Origin of the sequence: Rhodococcus sp. WWJCD1 (assembly GCF_002258735.1) — a bacterium.
Lineage (GTDB): Bacteria > Actinomycetota > Actinomycetes > Mycobacteriales > Mycobacteriaceae > Rhodococcoides.
Map to the genome: position 1 here is coordinate 200,692 of NZ_NOXY01000003.1, position 21,010 is coordinate 221,701.

The 21,010-nt window shown below is 65.7% G+C and carries 1 protein-coding gene; it reads right to left on the reverse strand.

Annotation, left to right across the window (positions count from 1 at the left end; all coding sequences use genetic code 11):
• Positions 1–59 precede the first annotated feature (59 nt).
• Entirely contained in the window at positions 60–20,969 is a 20,910-nt protein-coding gene (locus CH286_RS01105) for a non-ribosomal peptide synthase/polyketide synthase (RefSeq protein ID WP_255182530.1), read from the reverse strand.
• Positions 20,970–21,010 lie beyond the last annotated feature (41 nt).

The window sequence follows — 21,010 nt, forward strand, 5'->3', positions numbered from 1 at the left end:
GTCGTTCTCGTTGGCCCCGCGCGGTCGGCGGGGATACGTGCCGCCGGGATCGCCGCCGCTCACGATGACGCGATCACCGACTCCGCACGTTCGATCAACGATGCCAGAGCCGTGGTGAGCCCTTGTGCACCGAGGGCCGGAAGTATGCCGGGCACCAGAGCGGACAATGTCACCGTCATGAGTGCCTGCGGCTTCATGGCACCGCCCATCGTCGCCGACGTCTGCGCCACTCTGGTGTTCATCGCCGCGAACGTCACTCGCGTCGACTCGTGCTCGAACGCGATCTCGTCCGGTGCCACGGCAGCGGCCTGCGCCACCAACTCGGGCAGGTCGTCGATCGTCTTCGGAGTGGCCTTGGGTGCGAACTCGGCCTTCTCGTCGTCGGTGAGAACGTCGATTGAGCCCACGGCCACCGTCGGATCGGCCGTGACCGCCTCGAGGATCTTTCCGAAGCGCTCGGCGAAGGTCGCGACACTCGCCTCGGTGAACAGCGCCGTGGCGTAGGTGAACGTCGCCTCGATCGCAGCAAGTGATCCCGCCTCGTCGAACGACTCGACCGCGGTCAACTGCAAGTCGAACTTCGCCTGGTCGTCGCCGGCGTCGAGCGCATCGATGCGTAGTCCTGGCAGCTCGAACGTTCCGGTGGTGTGGTTCTGGAACGTCAGCATCACCTGGAACAACGGCGTGTACGCAGTGGACCTGGCCCGACCGAGCGCATCGACGAGCCGCTCGAACGGTACGTCCGCGTTGCCGAACGCAGCGAGATCGGTCTCCTTGGCCTGCTGCAGCAGATCCAGGAACGAATCGGCGCGCTGCACTCGGGTTCGCAGAACCAGGGTGTTGACGAACATGCCGACCAGGTCGTCTAGTTTCTGCTCACCGCGGCCGGCGCTCGGCGTGCCGATGCTGATGTCGGTGGAGTTGCTCAGCCGCGAGAGCAGGACAGCGAACGCGCTGTGGACCACCATGAACGTGGTGGCCGCGTGCTCGCGCGCGATCGCCTCGATGCGACCGGCGACATCCCGGCCGATGGTGAACCGATAGGCCGCGCCGTGCATCGACGGCCGAGCCGGACGCGGTGAATCCGTCGGCAGCTCGAGCACTTCCGGAGCTCCGGACAGTCGCTCGGTCCAGTAGGACAGCTGTCGGGCGAGCGCGCTGTCCGGGTCGGTCTCGCTGCCGAGTACCTCGCGCTGCCAGATCGCGAAGTCGGCGTATTGGACGTCGAGCGGCTCCCACGCGGGCATGCCTCCGTCGACGCGTGCCGTGTAGGCCACCATCACGTCACGGATGAGCGGGCCCATGGAGAAACCGTCGGCAGAAATATGGTGCGCAACGACGGCCAGTACGTGCTCGTCCGCACCGATCTCGAGCAGAGCTGCACGGACCGGCACCGCCGTCGTGACGTCGAAGCCGGTTCCCAGTACTTCCATCAGGCGGGCAGGCAACGCATCTCGGTCGACCTTCTCCGGGGTCAGGTCGACCCCGACGTCGGCGACCGATCCGATGAGTTGCATCGGGCCGTCCGTGCCCTCCGGATACCGGGTCCGCAGAATCTCGTGTCGGGCCACCACGTCGTCGAACGCCGCCGCGAGAGCAGCTACGTCGAGCTCGCCGGTCAATCGGACCGCCACCGGGATGTTGTAAGCGCCGGACTCCGGATCGACTCGGTTGATCGTCCACATCCGGTCCTGGGCCACCGAGAGCGGCAGCACTTCGGGCCGCGCGACCGAGGTCAGCTCCCGACGGGCTCCCCCACCGACGAGGGGCGCGATGTGAGCTGCGAGGCCCTCGACCGTCGAGGCGGTGAACACAGCGCGTACCGGAACCTGCGCATCGAGCGCCTGTCCGAGACGGGACACCAACTGCGTTGCGATCAACGAGTTTCCGCCGAGCGCGAAGAAATCGTCGTCTCGTCCGGCGCGGTCGAGGCCGAGCAGATCGACGACGGTCTGCGCGACGATCTCCTCGACGGGTCCCACCGGTGCCCGGAACTCGGCTGTCTCGAACTGCGGGTGCGGAAGTGCCGCGCGATCGAGCTTGCCGTTGGCGTTGAGCGGAAGCCGTTCGAGCACAACGAACGCGGCCGGGACCATGTACGACGGCAGCACGCGCGCGAGATCCTTCTCGGCCGCCGCCGTGTCGGGAGCCGATCCGTCGACACCCACCAGGTACGCGACCAACTGCTGACCGACCACCGAGTCCCGGTGGACCACCACGGCAGTCTCGGCGATCTGAGGCAGTGCGCGGACGGCGGCTTCGATCTCGCCGAGCTCGATCCTGAATCCCCGGATCTTGACCTGGAAGTCGACTCGGTCGACGTACTCGAGTCGTGCACTTTCGGCACCCTCGGAATCGCCGTCCGCCAGACGCCACCGCACCAGGTCTCCGGTGCGGTACATCCGCCCGCCGTTCACCGAGAACGGGTTCGCAACGAATCGTTCCGCAGTGAGATCCTGGCGGCCGAAGTACCCGCGTGCGAGCTGATCACCGGCGAGGTACAGCTCACCCGTGATTCCGGCCGGAACCGGGTGCAGACGCGAATCGAGAACGTGGACAGCAGTGTTCGCTTCCGGCACACCGATGGGAACGACAACCGTGTCGGCATCGGTCACCGGGTGAGCCGTCACCGACACGGCGGCCTCGGTCGGCCCGTACAGGTTGTACAGCTCGGCGGTGTTCCGACGCCGGAAGTCCTGCGCCAGAGCAGCCGGAAGTGCTTCGCCGATGGCCAGCACACGACGCAAGGAGGGTCCGAGGGAACCGCCTGCGACAGTGGTCAGCATCGTCAACGTCGACGGCACCAGATGCAGCGTCGTCACCTCGTGCTCGCGGATTGCCGCCAGGAGGTAATCCGGATCGCGATGCCCGTCGGGAGCCGCGATGACGACTCGTCCGCCCGACGTCGGCTGAGACCAGAACTCCCACACCGAGAGGTCGAACGTTGCCGCCGTCTTGAGCAGCGACGCGTCCTCGGTACCGAGGCCGTACTCCTCACGCATCCACTCGAGTTGATTGACGATGGCACCGTGGCTCACCGCGACGCCCTTGGGTCGCCCGGTCGAACCGGAGGTGAAGATGACGTACGCGGTGTTCTCCGGGCGCAGCAACGACGTCCGCTCGTGCGGAGCCACCGGCTCGGCGGAATAGCCGGACAGGTCCAGCTGTGTGATGTCGACGGCCGTCGCGACCGAGGCGATCCCGTCCTCGTCTGCACCGTTCGCGGCGACGAGCACACACAGGGGTTCGGCCGTCTCGAGGACGAACGAGTTGCGTTCGAAAGGCTGATCCGGGTCGAGCGGAACATACGCACCGCCCGCGGCCGAGATCGCGTACATGCCGACGAGGAGATCGACGGAGCGCCGAATTGCAAGGCCCACACGTACTTCGGGTCCGACCCCCACAGAGATCAGGTGACGCGCCAGCCGTGCGACGCGATCGGAGAACTCACCGTAGGTGAGTGTGCCGTCGTCGTGGATCAGAGCCACCGCGCCGCGATCTCGCGCGGCCGATGCAGCGAACAGGTCGGTCAGCGTGCTCTCGGAGATGCTGCGATCCGTGTCGTTCCAGCGCGAGACGATGGTCTCGCGCTCGTCGCCGAGCAGGAGATCCAGATCGCCGATGGCCGTCGCAGGCGATGCGACTATCGCGGCCAACAGTTGCTGGAACCGATCGACCAGAGTCCGGGCGGTTCGCTCGTCGAACAGATCGGTGGCGTAGGTCAACATGGCCCCGAACCCGCCGTGCTCCCCGCTCTGCGGGTCGCTCCATCCGGGCGTATCGGTGACGATCAGGTGCAGATCGAACTGAGACGTCGTCGAGTCGGTGTCGAGTGCCGAGATGTCGAGACCGTCCAACTCGAAGCTGCGGCGCACGAAGTTCTGGAAGGAGAAACCCACCTGGAACAGCGGATGCCGAGCCGTCGAACGTGCCGGATTCACCACCTCGACCAGACGCTCGAACGGAATGTCCGCGTGTGCGAATGCCTGCAGGTCGGTCTCGCGAGCCGCGACCAGAAGGTCCTCGAAGCTGGCATCGGCGCGCGCGTCGAGACGCAACACCAACGTGTTGACGAACATGCCGACGAGATTCTCGATCTCCGCTTCGCCGCGGCCGGCGATCGGAGTACCGACCACGATGTCCTGCGATCCGGAGATGCGAGCCAGCAGTGTTGCGAATGCTGCGTGCACGGCCATGAACACCGTGGCGTTGTGGGTACGCGCGAGTGCGACCAGAGCAGCCCGGACATCGGCATCGATGTGGAAATCGATGCGGCTGCCGCGGAAGGTCTGCTCGGCAGGCCGTGGGTGATCCAACGGCAGGTCCAGTTGCTCGGGAAGGTCGGCCAACGCGTCCGTCCAGTACCGAATCTGTTGCGCTGCGATCGAGTCGGCATCGCCGTCGTCGCCGAGTACCTCCCGCTGCCACAGCGCGTAGTCGGCGTATTGGACGGCCAGTGGAGACCACTGCGGATCGGACCGGCGTGAGCGCGCGGCGTACGCCGTCATCACGTCGGTCGAGAGGGGAACGGTCGACAACCCGTCGGCACTGATGTGGTGGATGACCATTCCGAGCACGAACTCGGTGTCGGACACCCGAAAGAGCACCGCCTGCAACGGGATCGACGCGGTGACGTCGAAGGTGGTCGCCAACAGTTCACCGACGCGGGTAGCGACGGATTCGGCATCGGTGTCCACGACGGTCAGTGCTGTGCGCACCTCGGACATCGGCACGATCACCTGATGTGGTCCGTCCGATGAGTCCGGGTACACCGAACGCAGGGTCTCGTGGCGTTCGATCACGTCGAGGACAGCCTGCTCGAGCGCGTCGACGTCGAGGTTGCCGCTCAACCGCATCGCGAACGGGATGTTGTAGGCCGTCGACGAGTTGTCGAACCGGTTGAGGAACCACATGCGCTGCTGCGCCAGCGACAACGGGACGAAGTCCGGGCGCGGCCGCGCCACCAGCGCAGGGCGCTCGGGCCCGGAGCTGCGTTCGACACGGTGCGCCAGCAACTCGACCGTCGATGCCTCGAACAGCATCCGCACCGGCACGTTTCGGCCGAGGGCGGCACCGATCCGCGAAACCACCTGGGTTGCAACGAGCGAGTTTCCACCGAGCTCGAAGAAGTCGTCGTCGAGTCCGACGCGATCCACTCCCAGCACACCGGCGAAGACACCGGCAACGATCTCCTCGATCGGGGTGGACGGCGAACGGAACTGCCGAAGCTGAGCTGCGGGCGCGGGAAGCGCGCGCCGGTCGAGCTTTCCGTTGACCGTCAACGGAATGGTGTCGAGTACGACGAACGCGGACGGCACCATGTAGTCGGGGAGGTTCTCGGCGACCGACGAGCGCAGGGTGTCGACGTCCACGACAGCACCCGCAGCGGGCACCACGTATGCAACCAGTCGCGCCGAGCCCGGAGTGTCCTCGCGAGCGATCACGGCTGCCTGGCCCACGGTCGCCGCTGCGACGACAGCGGATTCGACCTCGCCCAGCTCGATCCGGAATCCGCGGATCTTGACCTGATCGTCGGCTCGCCCGACGAACTCGAGTTCGCCCGAACCGGACCACCGTGCGACATCGCCGGTGCGGTACAGCACCGATCCGTCCGCAGCGAACGGATCGGCCACGAAACGGGTGGCGCTCAATCCTGCTCGTCCGAGATATCCGCGCGCGACCTGGCCGCCCGAGACGTACATCTCGCCGGGAACTCCGACCGGAAGAAGCCCGAGCCGGGAGTCGAGTACGTAGACCGCGAGTCCTGTAATCGCCCGTCCCACCAGAGATCCCGAGGCGGACGCGGCCGAGGTCACATCGAGCTCGCGGTGCGACACGTGCACCGTGGTCTCGGTGATTCCGTACATGTTGACCAGTCGCGGACGACTGTCACCGTGCCTGGCGAACCAACCGGACAGCCTGCGCAGCTCGAGTGCCTCGCCACCGAAGATCACGAACCGCAGCGCGTAATCGGCCGCTGTGGCGGCGGTTCGATCGGCCTCGTCCAACTGGTAGAAGGCCGACGGTGTCTGGTTGAGCACGGTGACCCGCTCGGAAACCAGCAACTCGCGCAGAGCTTCCGGTGACCGTGACGTGTAGTAGTCCACGACGACCACGGTGCCGCCGGTGGTGAGCGGCCCCCACAGCTCCCAGACCGAGAAGTCGAAAGCGAAGGAATGGAACAGCGTCCACACGTCCTCGGGACCGAAGTCGAACTCGCTCTGTGTGTTCGCGAGCAGGCGAACGACATTGCGATGCGGAATCACCACGCCCTTGGGCTTACCGGTGGACCCCGACGTGTAGATCACGTAGGCGACGTGTGCGTCGGAGCGCGGTGAACGCAGTTCGGTCGGGTTCAACGGCGCAGTGTCGACCGCGTCGTCGGACGAGTCGATCTCTACCCGCGGCAATGTCGTCGGCAGATCCACCTCGACCCCGGACCAGGTCAACAGGGCGGCAGGACGCGAGTCGGTCAGCACGAACTCGATGCGATCGGCCGGGTAGGACGGATCGATCGGGACGTAGCCGCCACCTGCTTTGAGCACGCCGAGCAAGCCGACGACGAGGTCGGTGGACCGCGGAAGAACCACGGCGACAAGGCTTTCCGCCCCCACTCCGACCGCCGACAGGCGGCGGGCCAGAGCATTGGATGCCTCGTCGATCTGCCGGTAGGTCGAGCTGCGATCGCCGAACACCACGGCAACCGATTCGGGTGCCTCGGCGGCGCGAGCGGCGAACAGGTCCACCAGCGTCTCCGGCGTATCCGCGACGGCGGGTGCCGTACGGGCAAGCGCCAGAACGTGGTCACGCTCGGCCGTGTCCATCAACTCGATGGTTCCCACCGGAGCGCCGTAGTTCTCGGCGACCGTGTCGAGAATGCGCAACAACCGGGTACCGAAGCTGCGGGCGGTGTCCTCGTCGTAGAGGTCGCGAGCATAGGTGACGTCGAGTCGCGTGCTGCCGTCGGCATTGTCGGTGAACGTGAACTGCAGATCGAACTTGGCCGTGACGATGTCGAGGTCGAGTCCGCGCACGTGCAGTCCGGGCAGCTCGAGTTCGGTCTGCTCCATGTTCTGCACGGTCAGCATCACCTGGATCAACGGGTGTCGCGCGGCCGAACGAGCCGGATCGAGAGCCTCCACGAGACGCTCGAACGGTACGTCCGCGTGGCCGAAGGCCGACAGATCCGTTTCCCGGACATGTTCCAGCGCAGCGACGAACGACGAATCCAACGCGACGTCCGTGCGCAACACCAGGGTGTTGACGAACATGCCGATCACATCGTCCAGTGCCGCGTCGCCGCGGCCTGCGACCGGCGTACCGATCGCGATGTCCCGCTCACCCGACAGTCGCGCGAGCAGTACGGCGAGTGCGGTGTGCAGCACCATGAACAGAGACGACCGATGGTCGCGGGCCAGATCCACCAGGCTCGCCCGGGTTGCAGCACCGACCGTGAGGACGACGTTTCCGCCGCGATACGACGCAGTGTCCGGGCGAGGCCGATCACCGGGGAACGTGATTTCGTCGGGTAGTCCGGACAGCGTGTGCGACCAGTGCCGAATCTGCGTCGCGATCGGCGACTGCGGGTCGTCCTCGGAACCGAGCTCCGCGAGCTGCCACAGGGTGTAGTCCACGTAGCGAACCGGCAGTGGTTCCCAGTTCGGTGCCGCGCCGGAAGACCTGGCCCCGTAGGCGATCATCAGATCACGGGTCAACGGTCCCATCGAGTAGCCGTCGGCAGCGATGTGGTGGGTCACGAACGCAAGGACGTGACGGTCCTGTTCGATCCGCAGCAACGCTGCGCGCAGCGGCGGTACCGTCGCAACGTCGAATCCGCCCATGAACAGATCGGTGAGCGCACCGACGACCTCGGCCTCGGCGACCGAACGGGCGTGCAGTTCCGGAACGACCTGCGCGGCGTCGACGATGACCTGCGACGCAGTTCCGTCGACCTCGGGATACATCGTGCGCAACGACTCGTGGCGCTCGACGACGTCGGCGACGGCGGCAGCCAGGGCTTCGACGTCGAGCGTGCCGGTCAGCTCGATGGCCACCGGAAGGTTGTTCGTTGCGGCGTCGACGTCGAACTGGTTCAGGAACCACATTCGGCGTTGCGCGAGCGACAGCGGGATCGTCTCGGGCAACTCGCTGCGCACCAACGACTTTCGTCCACCGGAACCGGTCTGTTCGTCGAGTCGGGCTGCGAGCGCAGACACCGTGGCGGCCTCGAAGATCGCGCGAACCGACACGGTGGTGTCGAGTGCGACGCCGATACGCGACGCCACTCTCGTCGCCACCAGTGAGTTTCCACCGAGTGCGAAGAATTCGTCGTCCGCACCCACTCGGTCCACGCCCAGAATCTCGCGGAACACATCGGACACAACCATTTCCGTGGCCGTGCTCGGTGCTCGGAACTCGCGCTGAACGATCTCGGGATCCGGGAGCGATCGACGGTCGAGCTTGCCGCTCGGTGTGAGAGGCAGGGAATCGAGCACGACGAACGCCGCAGGGACCATGTACGAGATCAATGAACCCGCGGCTGTCTCGGTCAGCTCGGCCGGGTCGAGGGTCGACCCAGGAGTAGGCACGACGTACGCGACGAGCTGATCGCCGGTCACCTCGCTCGAATGCACGAGCACCACAGCCGATCCGACACCCGGATGGCGCCGCAACACGGTTTCGATCTCGCCCAGTTCGATGCGCAGACCGCGAAGCTTGACCTGGAAGTCGGTGCGGCCCAGGTATTCCAGGACCCCACCCGATCCGGCGATGCCCGGACGGTTCTCGTCACGCCAACGGACCAGGTCGCCCGTGCGATACATTCTGTCGCCGCGCTCGCCGTAGGGGTCGGCGACGAAACGGTCGGCGGTCAGATCGGAACGGTCCAGATATCCGCGCGCCAACTGCACACCCGCGAGGTAGAGCTCGCCGGCGACTCCGGGAGCAACCGGTCGCAAACGTGAATCCAGCACGTACGTGTGGGTGTTCCACACCGGGGCACCGATCGGCACCACGTCGACGTCGGCCTCGGTCACGTCGTACGAGGTCACCTCGACCGCAGCCTCGGTCGGACCGTACAGATTGTGCAGTGTCGTGTTCGGCAACACGGCCCGTAGTCGAGCGCCCACGCCAGCGGACAGAGCCTCACCGGACGCGAACACCATCCGCAGCGACTCGGCGCGCGAAACACCGTCCTCTCCGACGAACACCTCGAGCAGTGCAGGCACGAAATGAGCAGCGGTGATGGATCGTTCGACGATGAGATCGACGAGATACGTGGGGTCGCGGTGACCGTCCGGTTTCGCGATCACCAACGTCGCACCGATCTGCAACGGGAAGAACAGCTCCGGTACCGAGACGTCGAACGTCACCGGGGTCTTCTGCAGCATCACGTCGTCGGCAGTCAGAGGGAAGTGCTCTCGCATCCACGACAGGCGGTTGACGATGGACATGTGTGTCACCGCAACACCCTTGGGGGTACCGGTGGAACCCGAGGTGAAGATGACGTACGCGGCGTTCGACGGCAGCAGTGGGGCACGCCGATCCGCGTCGCCGATCGAAGCGTCCGACACGTCGAGACCCTCGGCCGAATTCTCGGCGATGTCGAGAACGGGGACGTCCGAGGCGAAGGAGAACCCGTCGCGGCCGGTCGTCAGAATGCAGACCGGAGCCGCGGTGTCGAGGATGTGGCCGGTGCGTTCGGCAGGCTGGTCCGGATCGATGGGTACGTAGGCACCGCCGGCCGTGACGATGGCATGAATCGCGACCAGCAGCTCGATCGACCGACGAGCGGCGACGGCAACCGATGTCTCCGGCCCGACTCCGCAAGAGATCAGGACGCGAGCGAGTCGGTTGACGCGACTCGAGAACTCCACGTATGTCAGGGACTCACCCTCGAACACCAGAGCCGTTGCGTCCGGTGTCTTCTCGACCTGGGCCTCGAACAACGAGACCAAGGTCTGCGAGCGGTCGACGGGATGCTCGGTGTCGTTCCACTCACGGAGGACTCGGGTGCGTTCACCGTCGTCGAGAAGCTCGATCTCGCCGACCACGGCCGCGGGGTTCTCCGCGACCGAACCCAGGACGGTGACCAACCGCTCGCACAGAACGAGGACGGTGTCCTCGTCGAACAGATCCGTCGCGTAGGTGACGTCGACGACCATGCCCTGTGGGGCACCAGCCGGACCGATCTTCTCCACGAAGGTGAATTGGAGATCGAACAGCGAGACCACGGTTTCGAAGTCGACGGTGGACACCGACAGTCCCGGCAGTTCCAGGTCTTTCTGACCCAGGTTCTGGAACGCGAGCACCACCTGCACGAGGGGATGACGAGCCGTGGATCGGGCGGGATTGAGGATTTCGACCAGTCGCTCGAACGGTACGTCCACGTGGGCCAGAGCCGACAGGTCGGTTTCTCGGGCGTCGGCAAGCACCTGGTCGAACCGCCGGGACGTATCGATCTCGGTGCGCAGGACCAGGGTGTTGACGAACATGCCGATCAGGTCGTCGAGAGCGGCCTCGCCACGACCGGCGACCGGAGTGCCGATCGCGATGTCGGCTTCACCGGACAAGCGCGACAGCAATACCGCCAGCGAGGTGTGCACCACCATGAACAGCGAGGCGTTCTCGGCTCTCGCGGCGTCGATCAGGCCGCGATGCAGATCCTCGTCGATCGAGAAGCGCACCAGCGCACCGCTGTTCGAGGCAACGGCGGGCCGCGGACGATCCGACGGCACATCCAACTGGTCGGGTAGACCGGCCAATGCCGTTGTCCAGTAGTCGATCTGCTGCGAGACGATGGAGGTGGGATCGCTCTCGGAACCGAGGACCTCGCGCTGCCAGAGGCTGTAGTCGGCGTAATCGACCGGCAGCGGAGACCAGAACGGTTCCTGGTTCATCGACCGCGCGGCATAGGCATTCATCACGTCACGAGTCAGCGGACCCAGAGAGAATCCGTCGGCCGCTATGTGATGGACGACGAACACGAGCAGGTGCTCGGTGGGACTGACCTCGAACAGCCTCGTCCGGAACGGCAGGTCCTTGGACAGGTCGAAGCCGGTGGTGGCCAGTTCGCGCATCGCGTCCGCCACGTCGCGTGCGGCTATGTCGACAGGCGTCAGGTCGGGGGTGGCCGACTGCGCGTCGACGATCACCTGATGTGCGGTGCCGTCCGTCTCGGGGAACACCGTGCGCAGAGACTCGTGCCGAGCAACGACGTCGGACACCGCGATCTGCATCGCGCGGCGGTCGAGCAGACCGGACAGGCGCACGGCGATCGGGATGTTGTTGGCTGCCGATTCCACGTCGAACTTGTTCAGGAACCACATCCGCTGCTGGGCCAACGACAGCGGTATGTGTTCCGGCCGATCCTGCGGCACCAGTGGCGGGCGACTACCGGTGGCGACCAGCGTGCCCAACCGAGCAGCGAGGTCGGCCACTGTCGACGTGTCGAAGAGCTCCCGCACCGCGATGCGGGTATCCAGAGCGACGCCCAGCCTGGACACCAACTGTGTTGCGATGAGCGAATTTCCGCCGAGATCGAAGAAGTCGTCGTCGAGACCGACCCGCTCGATACCCAGCACCTGAGCAAAGACGTCGGCGACGACACGTTCGATCTCGTTCGTCGGTTCCCGGTACTCGGTCACCTCGAAGGCGGGATCGGGCAACGTCTTTCGATCGAGCTTTCCGCTCGCGCCCAGTGGGAATTCCGCGAGCACGATGAGAGTCGACGGCACCATGTATTCCGCCAGTCGTGCCCGAAGCGCGGCCAGTACGGCTCCGGTGTCCACCGAGGCACCGGACGGTACGACGTAACCGACGAGTTGTTCGCGGCGCACGACGACGACCGCCTGGGAGATCGAACGCTGCGCCAGCAGTGCAGATTCGATCTCGCCGAGTTCGATGCGCAGGCCGCGAAGCTTGACCTGGAAGTCCGAACGTCCGACGTATTCCAGTTCGCCGTGTCGGTTCCATCGCACGACGTCGCCGGTGCGGTAGAGACGAGCTCCACCCGTCGCGAACGGATGCGCCACGAATCGATCCGCGGTCAGATCGGGGCGACCGACGTAACCACGAGCCAACTGTGTACCCGCAAGATAGAGCTCACCCGCGACTCCGACGGGAGTGGGGTTCAGTCGCGAATCCAACACGTACACCGCGGTGTTCCACACCGGAGCACCGATCGGCATGACATCCGAGTCTTCGTCCGTCACAGCGTGATACGTCACGTCGACCGCGGCCTCCGTCGGACCGTACAGGTTGTGCAGCGCCACTCCCCCGATCGCGCGGCGCAGTGCCCGGGCCGTGGTGGGAGCCAGAGCCTCACCGGAGGCGAACACCAGCCGCAGCGAGGCACCGGACGTCCTGCGCCGTTCTACCTCCGGAACGAAGACGGACATCATGGAGGGCACGAAGTGCACCACCGAGACATGCTCGCGTGCAATGACATCGAGCAGGTACAACGCGTCTCGGTGACCGTCCGGGACGGCGATGGCCACGGACGCGCCGTTCTGCAGGGCCCAGAAGAACTCCCACACCGACACGTCGAAGGTCGACGGAGTCTTCTGCAGCACCACGTCGTCGGCATTCAACCGGTACTCGTGCTGCATCCACAGCAGGCGGTTGACTATCGCTTCGTGCGACACCCCGACGCCCTTGGGTCGGCCTGTCGATCCGGACGTGAAGATCACGTAGGCGGTGTTCGAGGGTCGTAGCGGGGCGATTCGATCGGCGTCGGTCAGCGGAGCCGACGACAGCGTCGACACGTCGAGCGTGTCGATGTCGATCGTTTCGACTCCGGCGAACTCCACGTGATCGCGCGTGATGGACAGCACTCGGATCGGTGCCGCCGTGGAGACGATGTACTCGTTGCGGTCGGCCGGCTGCTTCGGGTCGATCGGAACGTAACCCGCCCCCGCCTTGACGATCGCATACATGCCGACGAACAAGTCGAGGCTTCGACCGACAGCGAGTCCGACGAGGGAGTCGGGCTCGACTCCGATCGAGACCAGATAACGCGCAAGGCGATTGGCTTTCGCGGCGAACTCCGCATACGTCAGCCGCTCCCCCTCGAACACCAGCGCCGGCGCATCGGGAGTCTCGGCGACCTGACGGTCGAACAGGTCGACGAGCGTCACTTGCTTCGGCACGTCGTGTTCGGTGTGGTTCCACGCCGTCACGACTCGCGCGCGCTCACCGTCGTCGAGAAGATCGATGTCTCCCACCGACACCGACGGATCGGCCACCACTGCGGTGAGCATCCGCACGAAGCGATCGGAGAAGCCGCGCACCGTCTCCGCATCGAACAGGTCGGTCGCGTACGTCAACTCGGCGGCCATGCCCTGTCCGCGCCCGTCCACTCCGATCGACTCGGTGACGGTCAGCTGAAGATCGAACTTCGCCACCTCGGCATCGAGTGCGACGCTGTCCACCGACAGACCTGGCAGGTCCACGTGCGTACGAGTGAGGTTCTCGAACGAGAGCATCACCTGGAAGAGCGGATGCCGCGCCTGCGAACGCGACGGATTCAGCACCTCGACCAAGCGCTCGAACGGAAGGTCGGCGTGCCCGAACGCACCGAGCGCTACTTCTCTTGCGCGCCCGATCTGCTCCGAGAACGTGCGACCCGCTTCGATATCGGTACGCAGCACGAGCGTGTTGACGAACATGCCGACCACGTCGTCGAGGGCTGCGTCGCCGCGACCGGCGACCGGGGTGCCGATCGCAATGTCCTCGGTGCCCGAGAGGCGCGCGAGCAACACTGCCAGAGCAGCGTGGACGACCATGAACAGTGACGCGTTGTGCGTATGGGCCAGCGAAGAGAGGCCGCGATGGACCTCGGCCGGCACCTCGAAGCGGATCGACGAGCCCTGGTAGGACTGGCGATTCGGGCGAGGTCGGTCGGTCGGCAGATCGAGCTGATCCGGCAACCCGGCCAGCATCTGAGCCCAGTAGTCGACCTGGCCGGAGATCAGCGATTCCGGATCGTCCTCCGATCCGAGGACGGAGCGCTGCCACAGGCTGTAATCGGCGTACTGCACCTCCAACGGCATCCATGCCGGGTTCTCCCAGGCAGTGCGCGAGGCATACGCGATCATGATGTCGCGCGCCAGCGGGCCCATGGACCATCCGTCGGCCGAAATGTGGTGCACCACCATGGCGATGACGTGTTCGCGAGGGCCGATCTCGAACAGTCGGGCCTGAATCGGAACATTGACGGTCACGTCGAACGTCGTCGAAGCCAACGTGAAAACCTGCCGCTGGATGTCGGCCGCAGACGTCGGAATGGGCATCAGATTCGGCACCGTCTGAGCGGCGTCGAGAATGGACTGCTGTGGGCCGTGGGCGGTATCGGGGTACACCGTGCGCAGCGACTCGTGCCGGTCGATCACGTCCATGATCGCAACCTGCAGTGCCGCGACATCCAGCTCGCCGGTCAACTTCAACGCGAACGGAATGTTGTACGCGGTGGAATCGGCGTCGAACCGGTTGAGGAACCACATTCGCTGCTGCGCCAGCGACAGCGGGATTCGCTCCGGCCGCACCGCCGCGACCAGCGCGGTGCGTCCACCTTCGCCCGCGGCTTGCTCGACCCGCACCGCGAGCAGGGCGACGGTCGAGGCCTCGAACAACATGCGCACCGGAACAGTGGCATCGAGTGCCACGCCCAATCGTGAGACCACCTGGGTGGCGATCAACGAGTTGCCGCCGAGCTCGAAGAAGTCGTCGTCGAGCCCCACCCGCTCGACCCCGAGCACGTCTGCGAAGACGTCGGCGACGATCTCCTCGATCGGCGTGGTCGGAGCGCGGAACTCGCGGACCTCGAACACCGGTGCCGGCAGCGCCCGGCGATCGAGCTTGCCGTTGACCGTCAACGGAATGGCGTCCAGCACAACGAAAGCGGACGGCACCATGTATTCCGGAAGAGCTGCAGCGATACCGGCCCTGAGGTCTTCGATGTCGACGATCGGGCGACCCTCGACCGCAGCGGAGACCACGTACGCCACCAGACGCGCCGCGCCCGGCGAATCCTCACGAACGACGACGGCAGCCTGGGTGACCGTCGGCTGCGCTGTCACCGCAGCTTCGACCTCGCCCAGCTCGATGCGGAATCCGCGCACCTTGACCTGATCGTCCGAGCGTCCGAGGTACTCGAGTTCTCCCCCGGCGTTCCATTGCGCGAGGTCACCCGTTCGGTACAGCAGCGCCCCATCGTCGGACCCCGAGGCGAACGGGTTCGCCACGAAGCGGGTCGATGTCAGCGCTCGGCGACCCAGGTAACCGCGGGCGAGTTGTCCACCACCGACGTACATTTCGCCGGGAACACCCACCGGAACCGGATGCAGTCGGGTATCGAGCACGAACACGCGCAGACCGGCGATCGGCTTGCCGACCACCGATGCACTGGTCCCCACGGACGCAGAACCGAGCTCACGGTACGACACGTGGACGGTGGTCTCGGTGATGCCGTACATGTTGATCAGCCGCGGTGCGGTGTCCCCGTGCCGCTCGAACCACCCGGTGAGCCGACGCTGCTCGAGTGCTTCACCACCGAAGATCACGTACCGCAGCGACAGCTCACCTCCGTCGGTCACCGCGACGCGATCGGCCTCGGAGAGCTGATAGAACGCCGATGGCGTCTGGTTCAGCACTGTCACCCGCTCGTCGACGAGCAGTCGGTGGAATGCCTCGGGCGAACGCGAGGTGAAGTAGTCCACGACCACCAATGTGCCGCCGTAGAGCAACGGGCCCCACAGCTCCCACACCGAGAAGTCGAATGCGTAGGAGTGGAACATGGTCCACACGTCGTCGGCACCGAAGCCGTAGACCGAATCGGTGTTGGCGAGCAGCCGAACCACGTTGCGATGCGGCACCATCACGCCCTTGGGTCGACCGGTCGAGCCCGAGGTGTAGATGACGTAGGCGACGTTGTCGGGACGCAGGGGACGCGTACGTTCTTCGTCGGTGACGACGCCGTCCGCCATCGACACGAGATCGACGGTGTCCATGTCGAGCAACGTTGCGCCGGTGTGTGATTCGACATCCACCGGCAACTCGACGCCTTCGGCACCGGAGTACAGCACGGTGGTGGGCCGAGCATCGTCGAGCATGTACTCGACGCGGTCGAGCGGGTAGCTCGGATCCACCGGAAGATAACCGCCGCCGGCCTTGACGACCGCCACGAGGGCGACGATGAGCTCTGCCGACCTCGGCAGGGCGACGGCGACCAGGCTCTCGGGGCCGACGCCATGGGAGATCAGGACTCGGGCAAGACGATTGGTGCGGGCGTCGAACTCGGCGTACGTCATCGACGTGCCGCCGAAGCGCACCGCGACGGCGTTCGGCTTCTCGGACGCCGCTGCGTCCAGGAGGTCGACCAGCGTTACCTCACGAGAGACGTCGACTCCCGACGCGTTCCATTGCGATGCCACGCATTCGTACTCCGCGGCATCGACGATGTCGACATCACCGACAGGAACCGTCGGGTCGATGGTGACAGCGTCCAGAATGTCGAGGAATCGGCGGGCGAAGCTGTCGACGAGTTCTGCATCGAAGAGATCTGTGGCGTATTCGAACACCGCGTCGATGCCCGCGGGCACTCCGTCGTCGAGGTGCTCGGTCAGCCACAGCTGGACGTCGAATTTGGCGATGGGAACATCGAATTCGGCGGCTTCCGCGCGGAGTCCACCGACTTCGAGCTCGCGCGACATCGCAGATTCCAACGAGATCGCAACCTGGAACAACGGATGCCTCGACGTCGAGCGCACCGGATTGAGCACCTCGACGAGTCGCTCGAACGGCACATCCGCGTGGGCGTACGCAGACAGGTCGGTGTCGCGGACTCGTTCGAGGAGTTCCTCGAACGTCAACGCGGGATCGACGTCGGTGCGCAACACGAGGGTGTTGACGAACATGCCGACCAGGTCGTCGAGTGCGGGCTCGCCGCGGCCCGCAACCGGTGCTCCGATGGCGATGTCGGTGGTGCCGCTCAGTCGGGCGAGCAGCAGCGCGTACGCGGCCTGCATCACCATGAACAGCGAGGCGTTGTTCGCGCGCGCCAGGTGTGCCAACGAGGCATGCAGCCCCGCCGGAACGTCGACCCGCAGCTTGCTGCCGGCGTTCGAGGACACCGCAGGGCGCGGCCTGCTCGACGGCAAGGCCAGCTGATCGGGCAGATCCTCGAGAGTCGCGCTCCAGTAGGCAATTTCACGGGAGGCCATCGACAGCGGATCGGTCTCGGGGCCGAGCACAGCCCGCTGCCACAACGCATAGTCCGCGTACTGGACCTCGAGCGGCGTCCATTCCGGTGCGCGCCCGTTGATCCGGCTCGCGTAGGCCACGAGCACGTCCCGTGCGAGCGGACCGAACGACGCCCCGTCGGCGGCGATGTGGTGCAGCACCATGGCGAGTTCGTGCTCGGTCGGTGAGATCTCGAAGAGCGCGATTCGGAAGGGTGTGTCGACCGTGACGTCGAAGCCCTTTCCGACCAGTTCGTGCAGGCGGCCGCCCAGGTCGCGGCGGTCGATGCGCACCGGCAGGATCGTTGCCGGGGTGCGAGCTGCCTCGAGCACGACCTGCTCGGGTGAGCCGTCCACCTCGGGGTACACGGTCCGCAACGTCTCGTGTCGATCGACGACGTCGGCGAATGCAGCCGACAGGGCGACCACGTCGAGGGGGCCGGTCAGACGGACGGAGAACGGCAGGTTGTACACCGCAGTGGTGGGGTCGAAACGGTTGAGGAACCACATGCGCTGCTGCGCAGGCGAAAGCGGGATGCGCTCGGGCCGTTCCTTGGCCTCGAGCACCGGTACGTCCGCGCCGAGCCGAGCCGCCGATTCCGCCCTGGCCGCGAGCGCGCCGACGGTGGGCGCCTCGAACAGTTCCCGGACGCCGAGCCGCACTCCCAGTGCACTGCCCACTCGGGTCACCAACTGAGTAGCGATCAGCGAGTTGCCACCGAGCTCGAAGAAGTCTTCGTCCAGACCGACCTTGGAGGCCCCGAGCAGATCCTCGTAGATGCCCGCCACCACGTAGTCCGCACGGCTCTTCGGTGCCCGATACTTCTTCGCGCTGCTGAACACGGGTTCCGGCAACGCTTTTCGATCGAGCTTTCCGCTGGTGTTCAGCGGGAGAGAATCGAGGACGACCACCGCCGCCGGCACCATGTACGACGGCAACGCGTGTCCTGCGAATTCGATTGCTGCTGCGGATTCGATGGATCGCCCCGGAGCCGCGACGACATAGGCCACCAACTGGTCACCGGTGACCGTCTGCGCCACCAGAGTCACTGCCTGCGAGATGGATTCGTGGGAGAGCAGAACCGTCTCGATCTCGCCGAGCTCGATGCGCTGGCCGCGGAACTTGACCTGAAAATCGGTGCGTCCTATGTAATCCAGAACTCCGTCACTACGCCAGCGCACGAGGTCGCCGGTGCGGTACATCCGGTCGCCGCCGACGCCGAACGGATTGGCCACGAAGCGATCCGAACTCAGATCCGGCCGGCCCACGTACCCGCGCGCGAGCTGCACTCCGGCGAGGTAGAGCTCACCCGACTCGCCGATCGGTGTGGGGCGCAAGCGACTGTCGAGAACGAACGCCTTCGTGTTCCATTCGGGCACACCGATCGGAACTGTCCGACTGTCCTGCGGGCCGCTGGGGTAGTACGTCACGGAGACGGCAGCCTCGGTGGGGCCGTAGAGATTGTGCAGTCCCGCAGGGGATATCGCGCGGAACGACGCGGCGGTCTCGACCGGCAGCGCCTCACCGATCACGAACACGTGTCGCAGCGAACTGCACGTGTGCACCGGCGCATTGGCGACGAAGACCGTCAACATGGACGGCACGAAATCGGTGACGGTGACTCGGTGTTCGGCAATCTTGTTGGCCACGTACACCGAATCGCGATGCCCATCGGGTGTCGCGAGCACCATCGTCGCGCCGACCCGCAACGGAAGGAAGAACCCCCAGAGCGAGACGTCGAAGGTGGTGGCCGTCTTCTGCAGATAGACGTCGGAGGCGTCCATCGGGTACTCCGCGAGCATCCACTCCATCTGGTTGTGGATCGCCCGATGCTCGACCGCCACGCCCTTCGGTCGTCCGGTCGAGCCGGACGTGTAGATCACGTATGCGGTGTTCGAAAGACGCAGTGGCGCGGTACGTTCGGCGTCGCGGATCGGCGTGGTGGACCGCGAGGCGTAGTCGAGGAGATCGACTGCCACCGTCTCGGTTCCATCGGGCAGGGCAACGTCGTCGGACGAGGAGATCAACACACAGCGCGGCTGCGCGGAGTCCAGGATGTACGCCGTGCGCTCGGCGGGGTGGTCGGGATCGATCGGCACCCAGGCACCGCCGGCCGCCACGACGGCGTACATGCCGACGACGAGGTCGAACGAACGACGGATCGAGAGTCCGACGAGCGTCTCAGGGCCTACGCCCATCTCGATCAGGTGTCGAGCGAGCACGTTCACTCGCGCCGCGAGATCGCCGTAGGTGAGCGCCTCTCCCTCGTACACGAGCGCTGTTGCGCCGGGATTCGCTGCAGCTGCCGCTTCGAAGGCCGACAGCAGCGTGAGCGGGTCGGTTTCGTGATCGGTGGCGTTCCATTGCGCCACGACCAACTCACGCTCGTCACCGTCCGTCAGCGCGAGATCCCACACCCGATCGTTCGGAGCCGACGCCACGAACCGACCGATGAAGTCGACGAACCGTTCGTGGTTTCGCCCGGACTGCTCCGACCCGTACAAGTTGGGGTTGGACTCGAAGTCGATGTGGGTCGAGGAACCGGCCACGCTCGTGTACAGGTTGAGCCCGAAATCCTCGATCAGGCCGGTGGAGAGGATGTTGATGCCGCCGACCATCGAACCCAGGCGTACCTCGCCGAAGAACAGCATGATGTTGACCCACGGGCCGAAGAACGATGCCTGACCGCTGGCACCGCCCGCGTCACGGCGAATGTCCTCGTGCCGGTATCGCTGGTGCCGCAGGGCCCCGGAGACCTCGGCGTTGACGCGTCCGAGAAGGGTTTCGACGGTGGTGTCGCCTGCGACATCGAGCCGCAGAGGCACGACGTTGGAGACCATTCCGCCGGAGCGGCGAAGGACCGCGGTGGTACGCGCAGTCACCGGGAGCGAGAGCACGACGTCCTCGCGGCCGGTCATCTGAGCGAGGTAGGCGGCGAAAGCACCGATGACGATGGTGGCCATCGTCGTGTCGGTCCGGGCGCGCAGGGCCTCGAGCCGTTCCATGGTCTCGGCGGACAGAGCTGTGCTGTCGATCTGACTCTTCGCCGCGGGCGGTGCCGTGTGACCGGCCAGGGTGGTGACCCCGTCGATGCCCTCGATGCGCGACGCCCAGTACTCGCGGTCGGCCTCGAAGCGGGTCGAGTCTCGGTAGGCCACGTCGATGTCGTAGACCTTGGTCAGATCCGACGCCAGATTCTTGGTCGGCTCGACGCCGTCCACTTCTGCCGTGTACAGCTCCGCTGCGCGGTTCATGAAGGTGACGGCACCGAAACCGTCGAGCACCACGTGGTGAACGCGCTCGTACCAGAACCACACATCGTCGTCCAGGCGCAGAACGGTGGCGGCGATCAACCGGTCTCGGAGGATGTCGATGGGCGCGCTGTAGTCGTCGTGCATCCACTTCAGAGCGGCGGCGCGCGGGTCGGCTTCACCGCGCAGGTCCAAGCAGTTCAGGGAGTCGTCGAGAGTGGGGTCGACGGTCTGCCGAGGCTCGGCATCGACCTCGAGGAGACGCACGAATCCGGACTGCAGCTCGAGCGCAGCCTGGGACGAGGCCCGGCGGAGAAGCTCCACATCGAGATCACCGTGCAGTTCGATGTACTGGGCGATGTTCGCGGGTACCGCCGGGTCCACGTGCTGCGCGAACCACATTCCCAATTGGGCCGGTGACAGGGGGAACGACGAATGCTCAGGACTGCCGACTCCGTCGTCGTGTCCAGCACCTTCCACACCTAGCGGGTCCAATCGATGCCTCTCTTTCCCACAATCAC